The sequence below is a fragment of the Pseudoglutamicibacter cumminsii genome (assembly GCF_003143995.1).
Taxonomy (GTDB): domain Bacteria; phylum Actinomycetota; class Actinomycetes; order Actinomycetales; family Micrococcaceae; genus Pseudoglutamicibacter; species Pseudoglutamicibacter cumminsii_B.
Window position 1 is genome coordinate 86,682 of sequence record NZ_QFWG01000003.1, and the last position, 19,382, is coordinate 106,063.

Annotated in this window: 13 protein-coding genes and 1 tRNA gene; 11 read left to right on the forward strand and 3 right to left on the reverse strand. The window is 62.2% G+C overall.

Annotated elements, in window-relative coordinates:
• Position 1: 1 nt before the first annotated feature.
• From hrpA to CAY35_RS03710, 3 genes are all read right to left on the reverse strand, one after another.
• Complete coding sequence (gene hrpA, locus CAY35_RS03700) at positions 2-4,102, reverse strand: ATP-dependent RNA helicase HrpA (RefSeq protein WP_109303370.1); 4,101 nt, start codon at positions 4,100-4,102, stop codon at positions 2-4.
• 105 nt (positions 4,103-4,207) lie between these two features.
• On the reverse strand, positions 4,208-5,023 hold the full coding sequence (locus CAY35_RS03705) for a hypothetical protein (protein WP_109303371.1): 816 nt from the start codon (positions 5,021-5,023) through the stop codon (positions 4,208-4,210).
• 15 nt (positions 5,024-5,038) lie between these two features.
• Positions 5,039-5,111 (reverse strand) — tRNA-Arg (locus tag CAY35_RS03710).
• Between the two features lie 190 nt (positions 5,112-5,301).
• On the opposite strand from CAY35_RS03710, the gene argS reads away from it, so the two are divergent.
• From argS to CAY35_RS03765, 11 genes are all read left to right on the forward strand, one after another.
• Positions 5,302-6,906, forward strand: coding sequence for an arginine--tRNA ligase (gene argS / locus CAY35_RS03715; RefSeq protein WP_375231750.1), 1,605 nt, complete (start codon positions 5,302-5,304; stop codon positions 6,904-6,906).
• A gap of 136 nt (positions 6,907-7,042) precedes the next feature.
• On the forward strand, positions 7,043-8,509 hold the full coding sequence (gene lysA, locus CAY35_RS03720; RefSeq protein WP_109303373.1) for a diaminopimelate decarboxylase: 1,467 nt from the start codon (positions 7,043-7,045) through the stop codon (positions 8,507-8,509).
• Between the two features lie 134 nt (positions 8,510-8,643).
• The gene (locus CAY35_RS03725) at positions 8,644-9,954 is read left to right on the forward strand and encodes a homoserine dehydrogenase (protein WP_109303374.1); all 1,311 of its coding nucleotides are present in this window, start codon (positions 8,644-8,646) and stop codon (positions 9,952-9,954) included.
• Positions 9,955-11,082: a threonine synthase gene (gene thrC, locus CAY35_RS03730; protein WP_109303375.1), complete on the forward strand. Its 1,128-nt coding sequence runs from the start codon at positions 9,955-9,957 to the stop codon at positions 11,080-11,082.
• 2 nt (positions 11,083-11,084) lie between these two features.
• The gene (gene thrB / locus CAY35_RS03735; RefSeq protein ID WP_109303376.1) at positions 11,085-12,179 is read left to right on the forward strand and encodes a homoserine kinase; all 1,095 of its coding nucleotides are present in this window, start codon (positions 11,085-11,087) and stop codon (positions 12,177-12,179) included.
• Positions 12,180-12,432: 253 nt separating this feature from the next.
• The gene (gene rho, locus CAY35_RS03740) at positions 12,433-14,493 is read left to right on the forward strand and encodes a transcription termination factor Rho (RefSeq protein WP_109303377.1); all 2,061 of its coding nucleotides are present in this window, start codon (positions 12,433-12,435) and stop codon (positions 14,491-14,493) included.
• Positions 14,494-14,637: 144 nt separating this feature from the next.
• Complete coding sequence (gene prfA, locus CAY35_RS03745; RefSeq protein ID WP_109303378.1) at positions 14,638-15,726, forward strand: peptide chain release factor 1; 1,089 nt, start codon at positions 14,638-14,640, stop codon at positions 15,724-15,726.
• Between the two features lie 20 nt (positions 15,727-15,746).
• Entirely contained in the window at positions 15,747-17,522 is a 1,776-nt protein-coding gene (prmC, locus tag CAY35_RS09950) for a peptide chain release factor N(5)-glutamine methyltransferase (protein ID WP_109303379.1), read from the forward strand.
• Entirely contained in the window at positions 17,519-18,667 is a 1,149-nt protein-coding gene (locus tag CAY35_RS03755) for an MraY family glycosyltransferase (protein ID WP_109303380.1), read from the forward strand. The genes prmC and CAY35_RS03755 overlap by 4 nt, the downstream gene beginning before the upstream one ends.
• On the forward strand, positions 18,668-19,102 hold the full coding sequence (locus CAY35_RS03760; RefSeq protein ID WP_101629519.1) for a hypothetical protein: 435 nt from the start codon (positions 18,668-18,670) through the stop codon (positions 19,100-19,102).
• A gap of 12 nt (positions 19,103-19,114) precedes the next feature.
• Positions 19,115-19,369 carry a hypothetical protein gene (locus tag CAY35_RS03765; protein WP_101629518.1) on the forward strand — a complete coding sequence of 85 codons (255 nt, stop codon included), beginning with the start codon at positions 19,115-19,117 and terminating at the stop codon, positions 19,367-19,369.
• Positions 19,370-19,382 lie beyond the last annotated feature (13 nt).

The window sequence follows — 19,382 nt, forward strand, 5'->3', positions numbered from 1 at the left end:
GCTAGTGCTGGGCTTCTCGCAGCGCGGTTCGGATCCGTTTAGGGGATACGGACCGCGCTGTTCCCAATTCTTGGGCGAACAATGACACCCGCTGTTCTTCGAGTAGCCACTTGATGTCCAGGAGCTTCTCCGAAGGGGCGGCGCCCTGCGGGACGGCGTCGAGGGCGTCGTCGTAGGCGTCTTCGAGATCTTGGATGATGTCAGTGTTTTCGAGGTCGCGGGTCAGCGCTCCGGCTTCAACCTTGTCGAGACGTTTCTCGATCGCTTCCATGTAGCGCGGCAAGTGCATGACGTTGTGCCCGCCTGCCGCGGCCACGAAGCCCGGATATAGCAGCCCGCGCAGTTGGGAACGGATATCCGAGACCGTATCGGCCAGCGCGTTCGAGGTGATCGAATCGAGCCGCGCCTGGATCCGGTTGGCGCTTGCAAGCGTCTTTTCGAGGCTCTTGATGAGCCCCAACGTGGTTTCGGTGAGCTCGCCACGGGCGTGATTGAAGAGGGCCTTGAACCCGGCCTCATCCAGCGGCGTTTGAGGCGGGGTCAGCTGGTCGATCGCGGCATAGACCGCGTCTTTGACGAACGTGTCCACGTCCCCGTGCGGTGTCCGAGCGAACGCGATCTTCTCGCGGCTGGTCAGGTGATCCATGACGTAGCGCTGAGGAGACGGGACCGTGAGCGCAAGTAGGCGGATGGTCCCGCGGCGGTGGCCCACGGTGCGTTCCGCAACCGACCGGTAGATCGTGATGCCCGCCGTGTCTTTGAGGTCGGTCAGCCCCGGGTAGCCGGTAATGTCACGGCCACGCACGGTTGCTGAAACCTCCTGCGGGAAGCGTTGCTCCGGGAGATCGGGCGGCCACTGAGTGAGCCCGCGCTGCTCCCACACGCTGGATGCTGTATCAACGCCCGATGCGGTGGCCGCATTCGCTTTAGGGCCCGGCTTAGGTGCTGGCTTAGGTGCTGATTTTCCGCCCGGCTTCCCGGAGGTCGTTGCTGCCTGCTTGCCGCCAGCGCGCCGCTTGGCCTCGCCAAGCTGCTCGGCGGAAACTCCGAGCTCGGACGCGATCGCGGCACGGTTTTGGCTCGCAAGCTGCGCCTGCAGAGCTCGCAGATCCTTCGAATCCCCGAGGATCTTGCCGCGCGCACCGATGACCTGAAACGTCGGCTTGAGATAGTCAGGAACGCGTTCCAGATCCCAAGACCCAGGCGGGATCACCTCGCCGCGGAGCCTGCGCAACGCAAGTTCGAGGCTAGGAAGCAACGCATCGGTTGCCGGATCAAAGTCTTCAGCCAGCGCATCAGCGGCGGCCTGGGCCACATCGGGCGCTGGGACGAAAGCCTTACGCACCTGCTTAGGCAAGGAACGGATCAAGGCCGTGATCAACTCGACGCGGAACCCCGGGACATGCCACTGGAACGGCTCGGGGCTGAGCTGGTTGAGGAACACGATCGGAACGCGAACATACACGCCGTCGCGGCCGGCACCCGTGGGGTCGAACGCGTAACGCAGCTCAAGCGAGAGGTCATCGTCCACGCGCCACTGCTGTGGGTAGGCGTCGTGATCAAGCTCTTCGCCGTCGGCCTGAAGGAGCTTCTCCGGGTCGAAGTCCAGCAGGTGGGGGTTCTCGCTGCGGGCGCCCTTCCACCAGCGGTCCAAAGCACGCTGATCGGTCACGTGCTCGGGGATGCGCTGATCGTAGAAGTCGAAGAGGGCGTGGTCGTCGGCGAGCAGGTCGTGCCGACGCATGCGGGTCTGCATCTCCTCGACCTCACGCAAACGCTTGAGGTTGCGGCGGAAGAACGCGTGATGCGTGTCCCAATCACCTTCAACCAGCGCGTGACGGATGAACAGCTCGCGTGCAAGCGCCCGGTCCAAACGCGACAACTGAGCGCGGCGCCGTGGGACCACCGTGACACCGAACAGCGTGACCTTCTCATAGATCAACGCCGCCCCCTGCTTGCGCGACCAGTGCGGCTCCGAATGCGAAACCTTGATCAGGTGCGGGGCGACCTTCTCGACCCAGTCCGGATTGAACTCAGCGACGGTGCGCGCCCACAGGCGCGAGGTCTCCACAAGCTCGGCGGCCATCGCGAACTCAGGCTTGCGCTGAGCCAGCGCCGAGCCCGGGAAGATCGAGAAACGCGTGCCTCGCGCGCCCGCGTACTCGCGCTTGCGTTCGTCCCACGAACCGATGTGCGAAAGCAGGCCGCTCAGCAACGCCATGTGGATCGCGTCGTGCTTGTTGACCGGATCGACATCGCGGTTCGGTACTGCGATGCGTAACGGCTTGACGAGCTTGCGTAGCTGCTCGAACAGGTCCTGCCATTCGCGTACCCGCAGATAGTTGATGAACTCCGCGCGGCACATACGCCGGAAGGCCGAGGACGAGAGCTCCCGCTGTTGCTCCTGCAGGTACCGCCACAGGTTGAGCAGGCCCGTGAAGTCGGATTTCTTGTCAGCAAAGCGTGAATGCAACTCCGCCGCCTTGGCGCGGTTACCGGATTCCTCCGATGGGCGCTCCCGTGGGTCTTGAATCGACAGTGCCGCGGCGATCACCAAAACCTCGGTAGCCGCCGAATGCTTCGCGGCCTCAAGGATCATGCGTCCCAAGCGCACATCCACCGGTAGACGAGCAAGATCGCGCCCGATGCGGGTCAACGGACCGCGCGGTTGCTGAGGCCCGCGGTCACGTCGTCCGCGGCGGCCGCGTGGCTTGCCCTGTTGTTGCTGGCGCTGTTGCTGCTGGCCTGTGTTGTGCTGAGTTGGCTCGGTGAGCGCGCCAAGCTCACGCAGCAGCGTCACGCCGTCGCGCACAGCACGCGCCGGCGGAGCCTGAACGAACGGGAAGTCAGCGATATCGTCCGGGGTCTGGATGACCTTCATCGCGGCCATCTGCAAAATCACAGACGCGAGGTTGGTGCGCAGAATCTCCGGATCAGTGAACTCCGGGCGGGATTCGAAGTCCTCTTCCGAATACAAACGGATAGCGATACCGTCAGCAACACGGCCCGAACGGCCCGAACGCTGTCGGGCGGAAGCCTGCGAAATCCGCTCGATCGGCAACCGCTGAACCTTGGTCCGGGTCGAATACCGAGAAATACGCGCAAGCCCCGTATCCACCACGTACCGGATCCCCGGAACCGTCAGCGAAGTCTCCGCGACGTTGGTCGCCAACACGATCCGCCGCTTCGAACCCGGCGCGAAAATACGATGCTGCTCCGCCATCGACAACCGACCAAACAGCGGCAAGACCTCGCTGTTACGCAACCGCGGCGTCGAACTAATGACCCCGTTGAGCGCCTGCTGAGCATCGCGGATCTCGCGCTCGCCGGAGAAGAACACCAAAATATCCCCGGGACCTTCCGAGGCCAACTCTTTGACCGCATCGACCACCGCCGAGGTCATATCCACATCAGCGGGAATCGACGCCGGATCCAGCTCATCTGCGCCATCGTTCGGGTCCTCACCCACGGGGCGGTAGCGGATCTCGACCGGGTACGTACGGCCCGAAACCTCGATGATCGGCGCCGGAACGAGCTCGCCTTCGACGTTCTTGGTCGCGAAGTGGCGGGCGAAAGACTCCGGGTCGATCGTCGCCGACGTGATGACAACCTTGAGGTCCGGCCGCTGGGGGAGAAGACGCGCGACGTGCCCCAAGAGAACATCGATGTTGAGGGAACGCTCGTGCGCCTCGTCAATGATGATGCCGGAGTAGCGGGACAGCTGCGGATCGCCCGCGATCTCCGCGAGCAGAATGCCGTCCGTCATGAGCTTGATGCGGGTCTTCTTCGACGACTCATCCGTGAACCGGACCTGATAGCCCACATCATCGCCGATGGTGGTGCCCAGCTCCTCTGCCAAACGCTCAGCCACCGAACGCGCCGCGATACGGCGCGGCTGAGTGTGCGCGATCATGCCGCGCTCGCCAGGCTCAGCGTCAGCAACGCCTAAAACCTCGGCGAGCATCTTAGGGAGCTGGGTCGTCTTACCCGAACCCGTTTCACCCGCAACCACGATCACTTGGTGACGGTTCAGCGCGTCAACGATCTCGTCACGCGCGGCTGAAACCGGAAGCTCTGGAGGATACGAAATGGTCATCGACATGGTGAGCCCATTCTAAAGTCTGCGGTTCTAAGGTGTGTCTGCGGTTCTTTGGTTTGTCTGAGGGTCTAGGTGTGTGGAGTTTCGTGCTGTGCGTAAGGCCGGCGGCTAGGCGCCGGGCAGGGAGGCCTCGGCTGCGGCTTCCCACGTGAAATCAGACGAGATAGGGGAGCGGCGGGCATACGCGAGAGCCCACGGGCCACCCACCTCGATCAGTGAGGAATCCTCGACCCCGCCGATGATGCGCGGGGCGAAACCCATGCGGGTGAACAGGTCCAGCACGGTTTGGAGCCGGGGATCGCTCGCTGGCGCGGATGCCACGAGAGGCAGTGCGGCCGGAACCGAGCCGTCAGCGCCGAGCGCGGCGGCCTCGGCCCACACCGACGCGTCAAGATGCGTCAAACCGTGAACATGCACACAGCCGGCAGGCAAGCGTTGAGCAAGCTCCTGCCCGGCGGAACCCGCCGGAACATACATCGCCTGTTTAGGACCCAACGCAGTCATCTCGACCGGATTCGAAATGTCCACGACCGCTGTGCCGGCCAATGCGTCACCCAAGCCGGCAACAACATCGTTGATCGCCGAGCCAAACGGCAACGCAAGAATCACAACATCAGCCGGCGGGATCTCAGAGCCGCCTTTAATGAAGCCGCCTACAGCTGACGCGGCGTCGGGGGCCGCAACCACCACATCGTCGGCAACCACCGCATCGTTCGCAACCGCATCGCGGGCGTCATCGATGACCCAGCCCAGCGTCTCAGAGTTACGCGACCACACCACCAAGCGGCCACGCCCCGCCCCAATGCCTGCCCCAGTGGTCGCCAAAGCCCGCGCGCACAAAGGAGCCAACTCCTGAGCCGCAAACCCAGAACCTAACAACGCAACCGTCGTCACGAAACCACCTGCACAAACAACGAAACCCATGCTTAAACGAAAAAGCGCCCCCGAAAGGATTCGAACCTTCGACCTTCCGCTCCGGAGGCGGACGCTCTATCCACTGAGCTACGGGGGCACAGCCACACAAAGTGTACGGCCGTCCTAGACAATAGCACCCCAGCCCGCGCGTGAGCGAATGCACCCCATCCGGAACCGTCACAACTGCCGCGCTGTGACACATCTGCAATCCGCGATGCATCACGGGCTCAGCCTCGGTAGGATGAAGCCTTGTGACTCCAGAACAGCTTTCCGCGCACCTCACCGAGATCCTCAACGCCCTCAGCAACGAGGGGCGGCTCAACGTCGACCTGCCAGAAACCGTCAAGGTAGAGCGACCAAAGAACCGTGACCACGGGGACTGGGCTACCAACATCGCCCTCCAACTCGGTAAGCGAGCCGGGCTCGCACCACGCGAGCTCGCTGAGATGATCGCCGAGAAGCTCACCGCAACACCAGGTGTCGCCTCCGTGGACATCGCGGGCCCAGGGTTCATCAACGTGACCCTCGACACCGCGGCCGCCGCCGAGATCGCGCGCACCATCGTCGAAGCCGGTGCAACCTACGGCAACAACGATGCGCTCGCCGGCCACAACATCAACATGGAGTTCGTGTCCGCGAACCCAACCGGCCCGCTCCACATCGGCCACACCCGCTGGGCGGCGCTCGGCGATTCGATCGTGCGCATGCTGCGCGCATCCGGCGCCGACGTCACCGCCGAGTACTACATCAACGACGCCGGCTCCCAGATGGACGTGTTCGCGACCTCGATCTACCGGCGCATGCACGGCCTCGAAGTCCAAGAGGGCGGCTACCCGGGCCAGTACATTGCCGACATGGCCGAGCAGATCCTCGCTGACGACCCGAGCGTCAAGGACCTCAGCGAAGCCGAGGCCCTGCCAGTTCTGCGTGAACGCGGCTACGCCCTGCAGATGAAAGACATCAAAGACACCCTCGCCGACTTCGGCGTGCACTTCGATGTCTACTTCTCCGAATCCGACCTGCACAACCAGGGCAAAATCGAAGAAGCCGTGGCACGCCTCAAGGAACAGGGGCACGTCTACGAAGAGGACGGCGCCATCTGGCTACGCACCTCCGAATTCGGTGACGACAAGGACCGCGTCCTGATCCGAGCCAACGGAGCTCCAACCTACTTCGCCGCAGACGCCGCGTACTACCTCAACAAGCGAGACCGCGGCTTCGCCGAGAAGATCTACCTGCTCGGTGCAGACCACCACGGCTATATCGGCCGCCTCAAAGCCATCGCAGCCGCAGCCGGCGACGATGCCGCAGCCAACATCGAAATCCTGATCGGCCAGCTCATGAGCGTCAACGGCGCGCGCTTGTCCAAGCGTGCCGGCAACATCATCGAGCTCAAGGACCTCATCGAATGGCTCGGAACCGACGCGCTGCGCTACTCGCTTGAGCGCGTCCCAGCGGACTCGCCGATCGACCTCGACCCTGAGGTTCTGCGCACCGCAACCAACGAAAACCCTGTTTTCTACATCCAGTACGCCCACGCACGCTCCCGCCAAGCGGCCCGTGCGGCAGCCGACCGCGGCGTCGATCGCTCCGTGTTCGACGCGAGCCTGCTGAACCATCCGGCAGAAAACGACCTGCTCGCGGCGCTCACCGCCTACCCATCGGCAGTCGCGGCAGCAGCCCAGCGCCGCGAACCACACCGCGTTGCTCGCCACATCGAATCCGTGGCCGCTGCCTACCACACGTGGTACGCCGCATGCCGCATCACCCCAGTCGGTGACGAAGCGGTCGAGGATGTCCACCGCACCCGCTTGTGGCTCAACGACGCCACCACCACGGTCATCGCCAACGGCCTCGAACTGCTCGGCGTAAGCGCGCCAGAGAAGATGTGACACAGAAAACATGTGACATAGAAAAGATGTGACACAGAAAAGATGCGACACCTCCCGTAACAAGGCGGTACGAATCGACACGGGCGAACTAGCATCACTGCGAAAGACGCAACGTGAAGGACTGTGAAGGACCCTGATGAGCACAACACACGCATCGCCGTTGGCGCCTGACTGGTTGACGGTCCCAGAGAACTTCAGCGACCTCGAACGCCCCAACACGCCGCGCCTGTTTCCGCGGTCAGCTCGTCGTGACCCTTCCGGCCAGCTCGTGCTGGGTGGGGTTTCCGTGGAGACTCTTGCACGGACGTATGGGACGCCGATCTATGTGATCGACGAGGACGAACTGCGCACCCGTGCCCGTGCGTTCAAAGAAGCGTACGATGCGGCCTTTAGTGATCTGTGTGGTGGCGCGGACGTCTACTATGCGGGCAAAGTTCTGCTGACGAGCGACGTGGTCCGCTGGGTCACCGAAGAGGGCTTGCGCATCGACACCGCTTCCGGCGGGGAGATGGGGCTCGCGCTTGCCGCTGGAGCTGATCCGGCGCACATCGGTCTGCACGGCAACAACAAGTCCGATGCGGAGTTGCGCCGCGCTATCGACGCCGGCGTGGGCCGCATCATCGCGGATTCGCTTGAGGAGATCGAACGCATCAATCAGATCGCTGGAAGCCGGGGAGCGACCGCGCCCGTCATGTTGCGGTTGACCCCCGGTGTTCACGCATCGACCCACGAGTTCATCGCGACCGCGCACGAGGACCAAAAGTTCGGGCTCTCGATGACGCCGCGACCAGGCGCAGAGCTCTCGGCCGCCGCGCAAGCAGTTGCGCAGGCCCTCGAAGCCGAGAACGTCGAGCTCATCGGCCTGCACTGCCACATCGGCTCGCAGATCTTCGAATCCGCAGGTTTCGAGGAAGCGGCCCGGCGCTTGCTCGGCTTCATCGCATGGGTCAAGGAAACCCATGGCGTTGAACTCGGCGAACTCGACCTTGGCGGCGGCTACGGCATCGCCTACACGGAAGCCGATAGCCCACGCGAACCACACGAGATCGCCACCGGAATCGCGGCAGTGATCCGCGAAGAAACCGAACGCCTCGGCATCACGTGCCCGCGCATCTCGATCGAACCGGGCCGCTCCATTGCAGGCCCCGCCGGCGTAACCCTCTACAGCGTCGGGACCATCAAAGACGTCACCGTGGAAACTGAAGCAGGGGAGTCCGCCGCCCGCCGCTACGTCTCCGTGGACGGCGGCATGTCAGACAACGCGCGCCCGGTGCTGTACGACGCCGACTACTCCGCGATCCTCGCCTCGCGCACATCTCACGCGCCGGGTGTTCTCTCGCGGGTTGTTGGGAAACACTGCGAATCTGGCGACATCGTGGTCCGCGACGTGTACCTGCCTAACGACGTCATGCGGGGCGACATCCTGGCCGTACCAGCCACCGGCGCATATTGCTTCGTTTTGTCATCGAACTACAACATGCTCACACGTCCTGGCATTGTTGCTGTTAAGGACGGTAAGCACCGGCTCATCGTGCGCGGCGAAACAGTCGATGATCTCTACGCGCGCGACCTGGGGCTTCAGGATCTGGGGCTTCAGGGCTAGCTAGGCGTCCAAAGCCACGGAAGCTAAAGCCACGACCACCATCGGCCCGCCAGCGCACGGAGCAGGCCGAGAACTCAGCAGATGAGTCATCAGCGGATGAGTCAGCAGACGAGGAATTGAGGAATCAACAACCTATGACCACCACATTGAAAGTAGCCTTGCTGGGCGCCGGAACTGTTGGGGCCGAGGTTGCCCGAATTCTGCGTCAAGATCAGGACGTTCTGCGGGAAAAGACCGGGGCTTCGCTTGAGCTGACCCACGTGGTCGTTCGCAATACTGAGGCCGACCGCGGCCCGTGGATTGACCGCGGCATTATCTCCGCCGACGCCTCGGCTGCTATCGCCGATGCGGATGTCGTCATCGAACTCATGGGCGGCATCGAACCGGCTAAGAGCTACATCGTTGAAGCGCTGTCCGCCGGCAAGGATGTGGTGACGGGTAACAAGGCACTCATCGCGGAATCCGGCGCGGAACTCAACGCGCTCGCACGCGAAAAGGGCGCGCAGCTGTTCTATGAAGCCGCCGTGGCTGGTGCGATCCCGATCCTGCGCCCGATCTACGAGTCGCTTGCCGGCGACAACATCACCTCGGTCATGGGAATCGTCAACGGCTCAACCAACTACATCCTCGACAAGATGGACCGCGAAGGTGCGTCCCTCGATGCGGTCATGGAAGAAGCTTCCGCTCTCGGTTACCTCGAAGCGGACCCTTCGGCCGACGTCGACGGCCACGACGCAGCCGCCAAGGCCGCGATACTTGCGACCTACGCGTTCGGAACGCCGTACACGATCGACCAGGTCTACACGGAAGGCATCCGCTCCGTCACGGCGGGGGACGTCAAGGCCGCGCAAGAGAACAACCAGGTCATCAAGCTACTCGCGATCGTCAACAAGACCGAGACCGGCGTGAGCATGCGCGTCCACCCAGCGCTCATCTCACGCGAACACCCGCTCGCTGCCGTACACGGCGCGTTCAACGCGGTGTTCGTCGAAGCCGAAAACGCTGGCCAACTCATGTTCTACGGCGCCGGCGCTGGCGGGGCCCCAACCGCATCGGCCGTCATGGGCGACGTCGTGACCGCCGTGCGTCAACGCATCAGCGGAACCGCCGTCCAGCCGTTCACCCTGCCGGAAGGCCTGCCAGCCCTCACGATTGACGACACCGTGACCCGCTACGCGATCGGCATCGAGGCTGACGACACCACGGGTGTTCTCGCTCAGATCGCCCAGACGTTCGCTCAGCACGGCGTTTCGATCGAATCGATGAAGCAGGAGTCGCTCGCGGTTGAGGACGCGGAACAAGCCGGTGAGCCTCGCGCTCTGCTGCGCCTCATCACTCACGCCGCCCAGGAATCCGGTTTCGCGGCGACCGTTGAAGACCTTAAGAAATTGGACGTGGTCCGGGGCATCTCCTCGGTTCTGCGCGTTGAAGGAGGAGAAGCCTAAATGGCTCACCAGTGGCGCGGCGTGATCCGCGAATACGCAGACCGCCTACCGATCAGCAAGGACGATCGCATCGTTACGCTCGGCGAAGGTGGCACACCGCTGGTGTATGCGCCGGCTTTGTCGGAAGAGACCGGTAACGAGGTCTACCTCAAGGTCGAGGGCATGAACCCGACCGGTTCGTTTAAGGACCGCGGCATGACGATGGCGATCACGGCCGCCGTAAACGACGGCGCCAAGGCTGTTGTGTGTGCCTCGACGGGTAACACGTCGGCTTCCGCGGCGGCTTACGCGAAGCAGGCTGGTCTGACGTGTGCGGTTTTGGTTCCGGACGGCAAGATCTCGATGGGTAAGCTCTCGCAGGCGATCGCTCACGGCGCGCAGATCATCCAGATTGACGGCAACTTCGATAACTGCCTCGACGTTGCGCGAAAGCTTTCGGAGTCGTATCCGGTGTTCCTCGTGAACTCGGTCAACCCGAACCGCATTGAGGGCCAGAAGACGGGTGCGTTCGAGGTCGTGGACTTCTTGGGCGACGCTCCGGATTATCACTTCTTGCCAGTCGGTAATGCGGGCAACATCACCGCGTACTGGAAGGGCTACAAGGAGTACGCGAACAAGACCGAGAACCATCACGGTGAGGTCCTCGAGCCGGTAGCGAGCAAGACCCCGATCATGTGGGGCTTCCAGGCTGAGGGTGCAGCCCCGATCGTCAAGGGCCACCCTGTGCTTGAGCCAGAGACAGTGGCGACCGCGATCCGCATCGGTAACCCGGCGTCGTGGAAGCAGGCTGAAGCGGCCCGCGATGAGTCTGGCGGCCTGATCGACTCCGTGACCGATGAGCAGATTCTTGAGGCCCACCGCTGGCTTTCTTCGCGTGAAGGTGTCTTTGTTGAGCCGGCTTCCGCATCGGGCGCTGCTGGCCTTTTGAAGATGCACCGTGCAGGCAAGGCGCCGCAGGGCAAGACCATCGTGATCACCGTGACGGGCCATGGCTTGAAGGATCCGGAGTGGGCCGTGAAGTCCGCGCCGGCTGAGGAAGCCGCCCCACGTCAGTTGCCGTTCGATGTGCATACGGTTGCTGAGGCTCTGGGCTTGGTTTCTGCAGGCGAGGCTGGCGGCGACGCGTAGCCATGATGTGTGACGTTGAGCCGGTTCGTGATGAGCACGGCCGTTTGATGCTGGTGGCGGGGCGCGCCGTGACGGTACGCGTCCCCGCTACCAGCGCGAATCTCGGGCCCGGATATGACAGCCTGGGGCTTGCGCTCGGCTACGGCGACCGCTTGATGGTGCGCACGCGTCAGGAGGCGGGCGTTTCGGTTGAGATCAACGGCGAGGGCTCCGACACGTTGCCGCGGGATGAGTCTCACCTTGTTGTGAAGACGATGCGCCGCACGTGGACTGATCTTGGTGTATCCGCCGATGTGATGGATGCGGTTGGTCTTGAACTGATTGCTGAGAACCGGATCCCGCATGGACGCGGCCAAGGTTCTTCCGCTGCGGCGATCGTGAGCGCTGTTTTCGCGGCGGCCGGCCTGTTGGGGCTGGATACTGACCGGGAACGTGACGTTTTGTTCCAACTCGCGGCGCATTATGAGGGACATCCGGACAACGTCGCGCCGGCAGTGTACGGCGGCTATACGATGTCGTTCGCTGAGGACGCGGTCGATGTTTCTGAGCCGCGGACTGTTGACGAAGCCAGCGGGGCCGGTGAGGATTCCGATGCGGCAGTAGCGTGCGGGGCGACGTTAAGTCCCGTAGCGGGAGGCGAGTTTTCCACGGTGGCGGCGCGAGTTCACGCGCAGTTGACGCCTGTGGTTGCGGTTCCGGAAATGACGTTGTCCACGGATGCTGCCCGCAGTTTGTTGCCGGCAGTTGTGGATCATGCCGATGCGGCTGCTGACGCTGGGCGTGCCTCGCTTTTGACGTATGCGATCACGCAGGATCCGCGTCATCTGATGAGGGCTACTCGAGATTGGTTGCATCAGCGTTATCGCGAGGAAGCGATGCCAGAATCGGCGCAGCTGGTGCGCGCCGCGCGAGCCGCAGGGTGCGCCGCCGTGATTTCCGGGGCCGGGCCAACGGTCTTGGTGCTGGCGCATGGTGAAATCCATGCAGACGCAGCGTTAAAGGTTTTGAAAGAGGTCACCTCGGGCGGGGGCTGGGACGTGTTTATGCCTGGTCTTGACGAGCGAGGTGTTATGGTTGAGGTGTATCGGAACGCTTGATGAGCGTATGAGATACATGATCCACCGAAGTTCCGGCGTCATAAGCGTGCGCGCTGACGCGTGAAAGGAACGTTCATCGGGTGGATGGGGATCCTCCTCCGTCCCGGCGTAGCTACCGGTGATGTGTCTTGTGTGATTCCCTTTGCTGTGACCTTCATTTCTGGGGTCCAGTATGACCACATTTTTCCCAATAAGCACAGCTTCGAAAAGCGAACTGCGTGAAGTGTGCATGTGACGAGGGGAAGGAACCTTCGTGTCCCAAACCACCGCCGAGAACACCGGCGCATCTGTTGAGCAGACTGAAACGAAAGCTAAGGCTCCAGCGAAGAAGGCTTCTGGAGGTCTTGCTTCCTTGAAGTTGGCTCAGCTTCAAGAATTGGCTTCGCAGCTGGGTATCACTGGTGCTCGTCGCCTCCGTAAGGCTGACCTGGTGGCCAAGATTCAGGATCATCAGCGCGGCGGTGCCGTAGCTGACCGTGAGGCCGCTAAGAAGAAGGAAGAAGCCCAGAAGGCTCAAAAGGCCGGGCAGGAAGCTAAGAACGAGACTCAGAAGAAGGACTCCGAGAAGGATCGCGCCGCCAAGGCTGACGCTTCTGAGGGTGAGTCCACTTCCGCAAAGAAGTCCGATGCTTCAGCTCAGGACGCCGACTCTGCTGATGAGTCCGCACGTTCTGGTCGTGGCCGTCGTCGCCGCTCGTCTGCGGCTCCAGCTGGCGCCCCTTCGAAGGGGGAGAAGCACGCTGGCGAGGACTCCTCATCCCGCGACGGTGACAAGTCCCGCGACGGGGACAAGCCTCGTGACGAGAAGAGCCACTCCGAGAAGCACCAGAACGAGAACGAATCTGGTGACGGTTCGTCCGAGGACTCGAACAACGAGGGCGGCCGTAACCGCCGCGAAACCCGCAATCAGCGCAACCGCCGCAACCGCCGCGGACGCGACCGCGACCGCGACCGCGAACACAACGACGGCCAAGACGATTCCAACGAGGAATCTGATGACCGCGGTTTCCGTAACCAGCGCAACCGTCGCAACCGTAACCGCGACAACAACAACGACGATCAGCGCAACAACCGCCGTGACCGCCAGCGCAACAACCGTCGTAACCGTGGCCGCAACCAGATCGAGGTTGAGGACACCGAGCTGACCGAGGACGACGTTCTCGCGCCAGTCGCGGGCATCCTCGACGTCCTGGACAACTACGCGTTCATCCGGACCTCCGGCTACCTGCCTGGCCCGAACGATGTGTACGTGACCATGAAGCAGGTCCGCCAGTACAACCTGCGCAAGGGTGACGCCGTCGTCGGCGCTATCCGTGCCCCACGTGACGATGAAAACAGCAACGAGGGCAACAACGGCAACAACCGGCGCAACCGCTACACGCCGCTCATCAAGCTCGCGACCGTCAACGGTGTGCCAGCTGATGAGAACAAGGAGCGCGTGAACTTCAACAAGCTCGTTCCTCTCTACCCGGAGGAGCGCCTGCGTCTCGAATCCGGCGCCAAGTCGGTTGGTCCGCGCATCATTGACCTCGTTGCACCGATCGGTAAGGGCCAGCGTGGCCTCATCGTTTCCCCGCCGAAGGCCGGTAAGACGATGATCCTTCAGTCGATCGCTGACTCGATCAAGAAGAACAACCCTGAGGTTCACCTCATGATGGTTCTTGTTGACGAGCGCCCTGAAGAAGTGACCGACATGCAGCGCACCGTGGACGGCGAAGTGATCGCTTCGACGTTCGACCGCCCTGCTGAAGACCACACGACCGTTGCTGAACTCGCGATCGAGCGTGCCAAGCGTCTCGTTGAGCAGGGTCGCGACGTCGTGGTTCTTCTGGACTCGATGACCCGCTTGGGCCGCGCCTACAACCAGGCCGCACCAGCATCGGGCCGTATCCTCTCCGGTGGTGTCGACGCGGCAGCGCTGTACCCGCCGAAGCGTTTCTTCGGTGCCGCACGCAACATCGAAAACGGTGGATCGCTCACGATCCTCGCGACCGCCCTGGTCGAGACCGGCTCCAAGATGGACGAGGTCATTTTCGAAGAGTTCAAGGGAACCGGCAACATGGAGCTGCGTCTCTCGCGCAGCCTCGCCGAGAAGCGCATCTTCCCAGCCGTGGACGTCAACGCTTCCTCGACCCGCCGCGAAGAGAACCTGCTTTCGCCTGAGGAACTCAAGATCATGTGGCGTCTGCGCCGCGTGCTTTCGAGCCTCGAACCGCAGCAGGCACTCGAACTTCTGACGACCAAGATCAAGGAAACCGCATCGAACGCGGAATTCCTGATGGTGGTCAACCGCACCACTCTGGACGGCAAGTAGCCGCATAACAACGCTCCTTGTGGGAGGCACCCGACGTGCCTCCCACAAGGAGCGTTTGTTCTACCCTGGTGTACAAAGACCTGGTGTTCTGAGACCTGGTGTTTTAGAGCCGACCACCGCGAGCCGACGAACGTAGGAAACAAGATGAGTGAAACGAACGACCCGATCCAAGCGATCCTGGACGAATATGAGCAGTTGCAGAAGCGGCTTTCTGACCCGGACGTGTATTCGGATCAGGGGATGGCGCGTAAGCTAGGCCGCCGTTCGGCTGAGCTGCGCCCCATCGTCGAGACCCACAACAAGCTTGAGCAGGCTCGTGAAGACCACGAGGCCGCTGCCGAGATGGCTGAACTTGACGAAGAGTTCGCGGCGGAGGCGAAAGAGCTCGAGGCGCAGATCCCGGAGCTCGAAGAGAAGTTGCGTCGTTTGTTGATCCCGCGTGACCCTAACGATGGCCGTGACGCGATCCTCGAGGTCAAGGGCGGCGAAGGCGGCGAGGAAGCCGCTCTGTTCGCTGGCGACTTGCTGCGCATGTACATCCGTTATGCGGAAAACCGTGGCTGGAAGACCGAAATGCTCTCAGCTACCGAATCCGATCTGGGCGGCTATAAAGACGCGCAGGTTGCGATCAAGGGCACCGGCAGCGAGCCAGCCGAAGGTGTGTACGCCGCACTCAAGTTCGAAGGTGGCGTTCACCGCGTTCAGCGCGTTCCTGTGACCGAATCTCAGGGCCGTGTTCACACCTCGGCGGCAGGCGTTCTGGTGTTCCCGGAAGTCGATGAACCTGAAGAGATCGAGATCCACGATAACGATCTCAAGATCGACGTCTACCGTTCCTCCGGCCCGGGCGGTCAGTCCGTTAACACGACCGACTCCGCCGTACGCATCACGCACTTGCCAACCGGCATCGTGGTTGCGATGCAGAACGAGAAGTCGCAGATCCAGAACCGCGCCGCCGCGATGCGTGTTCTGCGTTCGCGCCTGCTTGCGCACCAGCAGGAGCAGATCGAAGCCGAACAAGCCGATCAGCGCCGTTCCCAGGTCCGCACCATGGACCGTTCCGAGCGCATCCGCACCTACAACTTCCCGGAGAACCGCATCGCGGACCACCGCACCGGCTACAAGGCCTACAACCTCGATGCTGTGCTCGATGGCGAGCTGCAGGCCGTCATCGATTCCTGCATTGAAATGGATGAAGCCGAACGCCTAGCCCACGTGGGCGAAGGTAAATAAAAAGCCCGGAGCCTGCCGATATGCCTGTTCCTTCCGACGCGGGGGCTGTTCCTCCCGATGTGGGAGCTGCGCCTTTGGATCTGCGCGCTGCGCTCGGGTGGGCGAGTGCCCGGCTCGCAGAGGCCGGGGTGTCGTTGCCAGCTGTCGATGCGCAGTGGCTCGCCGCGCACGCGATCGGTGTTTCGCGTGGCGAGCTGATGGCCGCTTCGCTTCGCGGAGCTCCTACACCGGCAGGATTTGAGCAGTTGGTTGAGCGGCGTTGTAGCCGCGAACCGTTGCAACACATTGTGGGTTCCGCAGGCTTTTATGGGCTCGATCTGGAAGTGGGTCCGGGTGTTTTCGTTCCTCGCCCGGAGACCGAAGTGTTGGTCGAACACGCGTTGAAGCTGTTGCCGGCGGTGGCTGCGACGTGCGCTTCGCAACGGGTTCGGATTGCCGACTGGTGCACAGGGTCGGGAGCGATCGCTGCGGCGTTGGCTACTCACGCGGCCGATGCGGTCAATGCGGCCGATGCGGTACGTGGTTCGTCAGTGGATTCCGAAACGCTCTTCAGCATTGAAGCGGTGGAAGCGAGCGCTGAAGCTGCGACCTACGCCCGCAGGAACCTGGCGGGAACAGGTGTTGAGCTCATAGAAGCCGATGTTTTCGAGCACTACGCAGACAAGCCGGCATCCCTGGACATGGTGTGTGTCAATCCGCCATATGTTCCTGATGCATCACCGATCAGCGACGTCGAAACACAACACTTCGACCCCCACACCGCGTTATATGGGGGAGGGGGAGACGGGTTGAGCTTCCCATTCGCAGTGATCCAGCTTGCGGCCCGCGCTGTACGCGGTGGAGGTGTGGTGATCATGGAACACGCTGAAGAACAAGGCGCCCAGCTGAGGTCTGCCGCTATCGCGACTGGAGCCTTCAACCGCACGCAGACACTAGCCGACCTCACGGGCCGGGACCGCATCACCATCATGTGGCGCACCGAGGCGGAAGCAACATCTGAACGAATAAGCCGCGGGAATGAAAGAATAGGAAGCGTGAGCACTACATACGATCTGACTGACCCTCAAGAGCGCGCTGACGGTATCGCGCGAGCAACCGAAACGCTCGGTGCTAGGGGTCTGGTCGTCATGCCCACTGACACGGTCTACGGTGTCGCGGCAGACGCGTTCAGCCCGCAAGCGGTCGCGACCCTTCTGGCGGCAAAAGGCCGAGGTCGGCACATGCCGCCACCTGTTCTCATCCCGCGTCCAGAAACCCTCCAGGGGCTCGCAACGGAGGTCCCCGAAGGCGCCGTGGCTCTCGCCGAGACGTTTTGGCCCGGAGCGCTGACTTTGATTTTGATGGCGCAACCCTCGCTGACGTGGGACCTCGGTGAAACCCGGGGGACCGTCGCGCTGCGCATGCCGGACCATCCAGATGCCCTTGAACTTTTGTCACAGACGGGCCCGCTCGCTGTTTCGAGCGCCAACCGCTCCGGGATGCCTGCCGCGATGAGCGCACACCAAGCACACGACATGCTTGGAGATTCGGTTGCCGTCTACCTCGAAGGTGCCCCGCAGACCGAAACCGAGCCAGCATCCACTGATGCTGCACCTAGCGAGCCGGCTCCGCCGTCGACCATCGTTGACTACACCGTGACGCCGCCGCGCGTCGTCCGTGCAGGAGCCATCAGCGTCGAGAAGCTACGAGAAGCCGACCAGACCATCCTCGACATCGACGGCAACCCTGCTCCGCAAACCGAGCCGGACACGCCAGATGCGGGCGAACACGAACCAGGGGAGACGCTCGAACAATGAGGGTCTACCTTCTGCTCGCTGCGCTAGCGTTCGTGACTTCCGCGACGCTCACACCAATTTTACGCGCGATAGGTAAACGCACCATGGCGGACATCCCGGTGCGTGCCCGCGACGTCCACTCCGAGAAAATCCCTAAACTCGGCGGCGTTTCGATGATCGTCGCGTTCCTGGTTGCGCTGGCGGCTTCGACTCAAGCACCGTTTCTGACCGGCGTTTTCATCCGGCCCGATGTGGTCGCCGGGTTGGCTTTAGCTTTCATCGTGATCTTGATCGTAGGGGTCGCAGACGACCTCTACGAGCTGCGCTGGTATTACAAGCTGATCGGTCAGCTCGCGGCCTCGCTCATCATGGCGGTTTCAGGTGTTCGGCTTGAGGTCCTGCCTGTCGGATGGGTTCAGATCGACTCGGTCGTGTGGCAGATCGGTGCCGCGATGTTCCTGATGATCATGACGATGAACGCGATCAACTTTGTTGATGGCCTCGACGGTCTGGCCGCTGGAACCGCGGCGATCGGTGCGAGTGCTTTCTTCGTCTATTGCTACATGCTTGCGCGGCAGGTCAACCAATACGATCACGCGAACCTCGGCGCCCTCTTGATGGCGATCCTGCTCGGATCATCGCTAGGGTTCTTGATCCACAACTTCAACCCCGCCAAGATCTTCATGGGTGAGTCGGGCGCGATGATGATCGGCCTTGTCATGTCGGTCGCGACGATCGTGGTCACCGCTGACCTGCGTGCGCTCGACGGTGAACGGTTCCGCAACATCCCGGCCTACATGCCGATCGTGTTGCCGATCGCGGTGATCGCACTACCGCTGGTTGACTTGTTCCTCTCGGTTTTGCGGCGTGCCGCACGAGGCCGCTCACCGTTTACAGCCGACCGCGGCCATCTGCACCACCGCCTCATCGACGGTGGCTACACCCACCGCGGCGCAGTCTTGCTTCTGTATTTGTGGAGCGCGATCGTCGCATTCGGTGCGATCCTGATCAACCGTCTGCCGGCCGGCATTATGTTGCCGATATGGGCTGTCTTGTTGCTTGGAGCAGGAACCTTGACGATCCACCCGTGGATTAGACGCCGCCTCGCACATCGGACCGAAGCCGAACACAAGAAGCTACACATTCGACGGAAGGGACGCGTCTAGATGACGAAGCCTCAGCCGAACCTCATTACCGAAGCTTCGGACTCGACCTCGTTCCCATGGCTCAAAGTCCTGGGTTATTCCGCGGTAGCCGGTGGTGGGGTAGCGGTTCTCATCGTGATTCTTGGCGCTATCTTCGCGGGCCTTCCAGGTGGCTTTTCAGCGTTCGCTGCGGCCGTCGTCGTCATGGTGTTTTTCGCGATCTCACTGCTTGTGGCGCACGTTGTCAGCAAAACCAAACCAGACGCCGTTCTCGCGGCCTTCATGATCACGTACGTCATCAAAGTCATCGCATTCGGGTTCCTGCTGCTCATCCAGCCGGATGAAAGCTGGTTCTCACGTGGATGGGCTGTCGCCGGCGCTGTAGGGGCGTTCATCGCCTGGCAGGCCGCAGAGATGGTCACGCTCATGAAAGTCCGCCAAAGGGTCTACAACTAGCGAGTGGAAAACATGGCAAAAAAGAAACTCAATTCGACACAACGCGGCTATGGGCCGCAAGATGCCGCGGAACATCCAGTACGCGAATACATCACCTACCTCTTGGGCGGGATCATCGCCTTTGGTTTGATAGGATGGTTCGCGGGTATGGCCCTGGGCCGTTCTTGGTTGCTGTTCGCAGGAGCCGGATTCGGTGCCGTGGCAGGGCTCTATATCGCATGGCGTCACCACGTGGACCGTCGCCGGGAAGCCGGACGCCTGAAATAGACCCAAACCCCAG

What these genes read in the sequence shown, in the direction of transcription:
- CAY35_RS03725 (WP_109303374.1), top strand. Translation starts at nt 8,644, where the DNA reads ATGACCACCACATTGAAAGTAGCCTTGCTGGGCGCCGGAACTGTTGGG.
- CAY35_RS03765 (WP_101629518.1), top strand. Translation starts at nt 19,115, where the DNA reads ATGGCAAAAAAGAAACTCAATTCGACACAACGCGGCTATGGGCCGCAA.
- prfA (WP_109303378.1), top strand. Translation starts at nt 14,638, where the DNA reads ATGAGTGAAACGAACGACCCGATCCAAGCGATCCTGGACGAATATGAG.
- CAY35_RS03760 (WP_101629519.1), top strand. Translation starts at nt 18,668, where the DNA reads ATGACGAAGCCTCAGCCGAACCTCATTACCGAAGCTTCGGACTCGACC.
- thrB (WP_109303376.1), top strand. Translation starts at nt 11,085, where the DNA reads ATGATGTGTGACGTTGAGCCGGTTCGTGATGAGCACGGCCGTTTGATG.
- lysA (WP_109303373.1), top strand. Translation starts at nt 7,043, where the DNA reads ATGAGCACAACACACGCATCGCCGTTGGCGCCTGACTGGTTGACGGTC.
- CAY35_RS03705 (WP_109303371.1), bottom strand. Translation starts at nt 5,023, where the DNA reads ATGGGTTTCGTTGTTTGTGCAGGTGGTTTCGTGACGACGGTTGCGTTG.
- CAY35_RS03755 (WP_109303380.1), top strand. Translation starts at nt 17,519, where the DNA reads ATGAGGGTCTACCTTCTGCTCGCTGCGCTAGCGTTCGTGACTTCCGCG.
- prmC (WP_109303379.1), top strand. Translation starts at nt 15,747, where the DNA reads ATGCCTGTTCCTTCCGACGCGGGGGCTGTTCCTCCCGATGTGGGAGCT.
- hrpA (WP_109303370.1), bottom strand. Translation starts at nt 4,102, where the DNA reads ATGTCGATGACCATTTCGTATCCTCCAGAGCTTCCGGTTTCAGCCGCG.
- thrC (WP_109303375.1), top strand. Translation starts at nt 9,955, where the DNA reads ATGGCTCACCAGTGGCGCGGCGTGATCCGCGAATACGCAGACCGCCTA.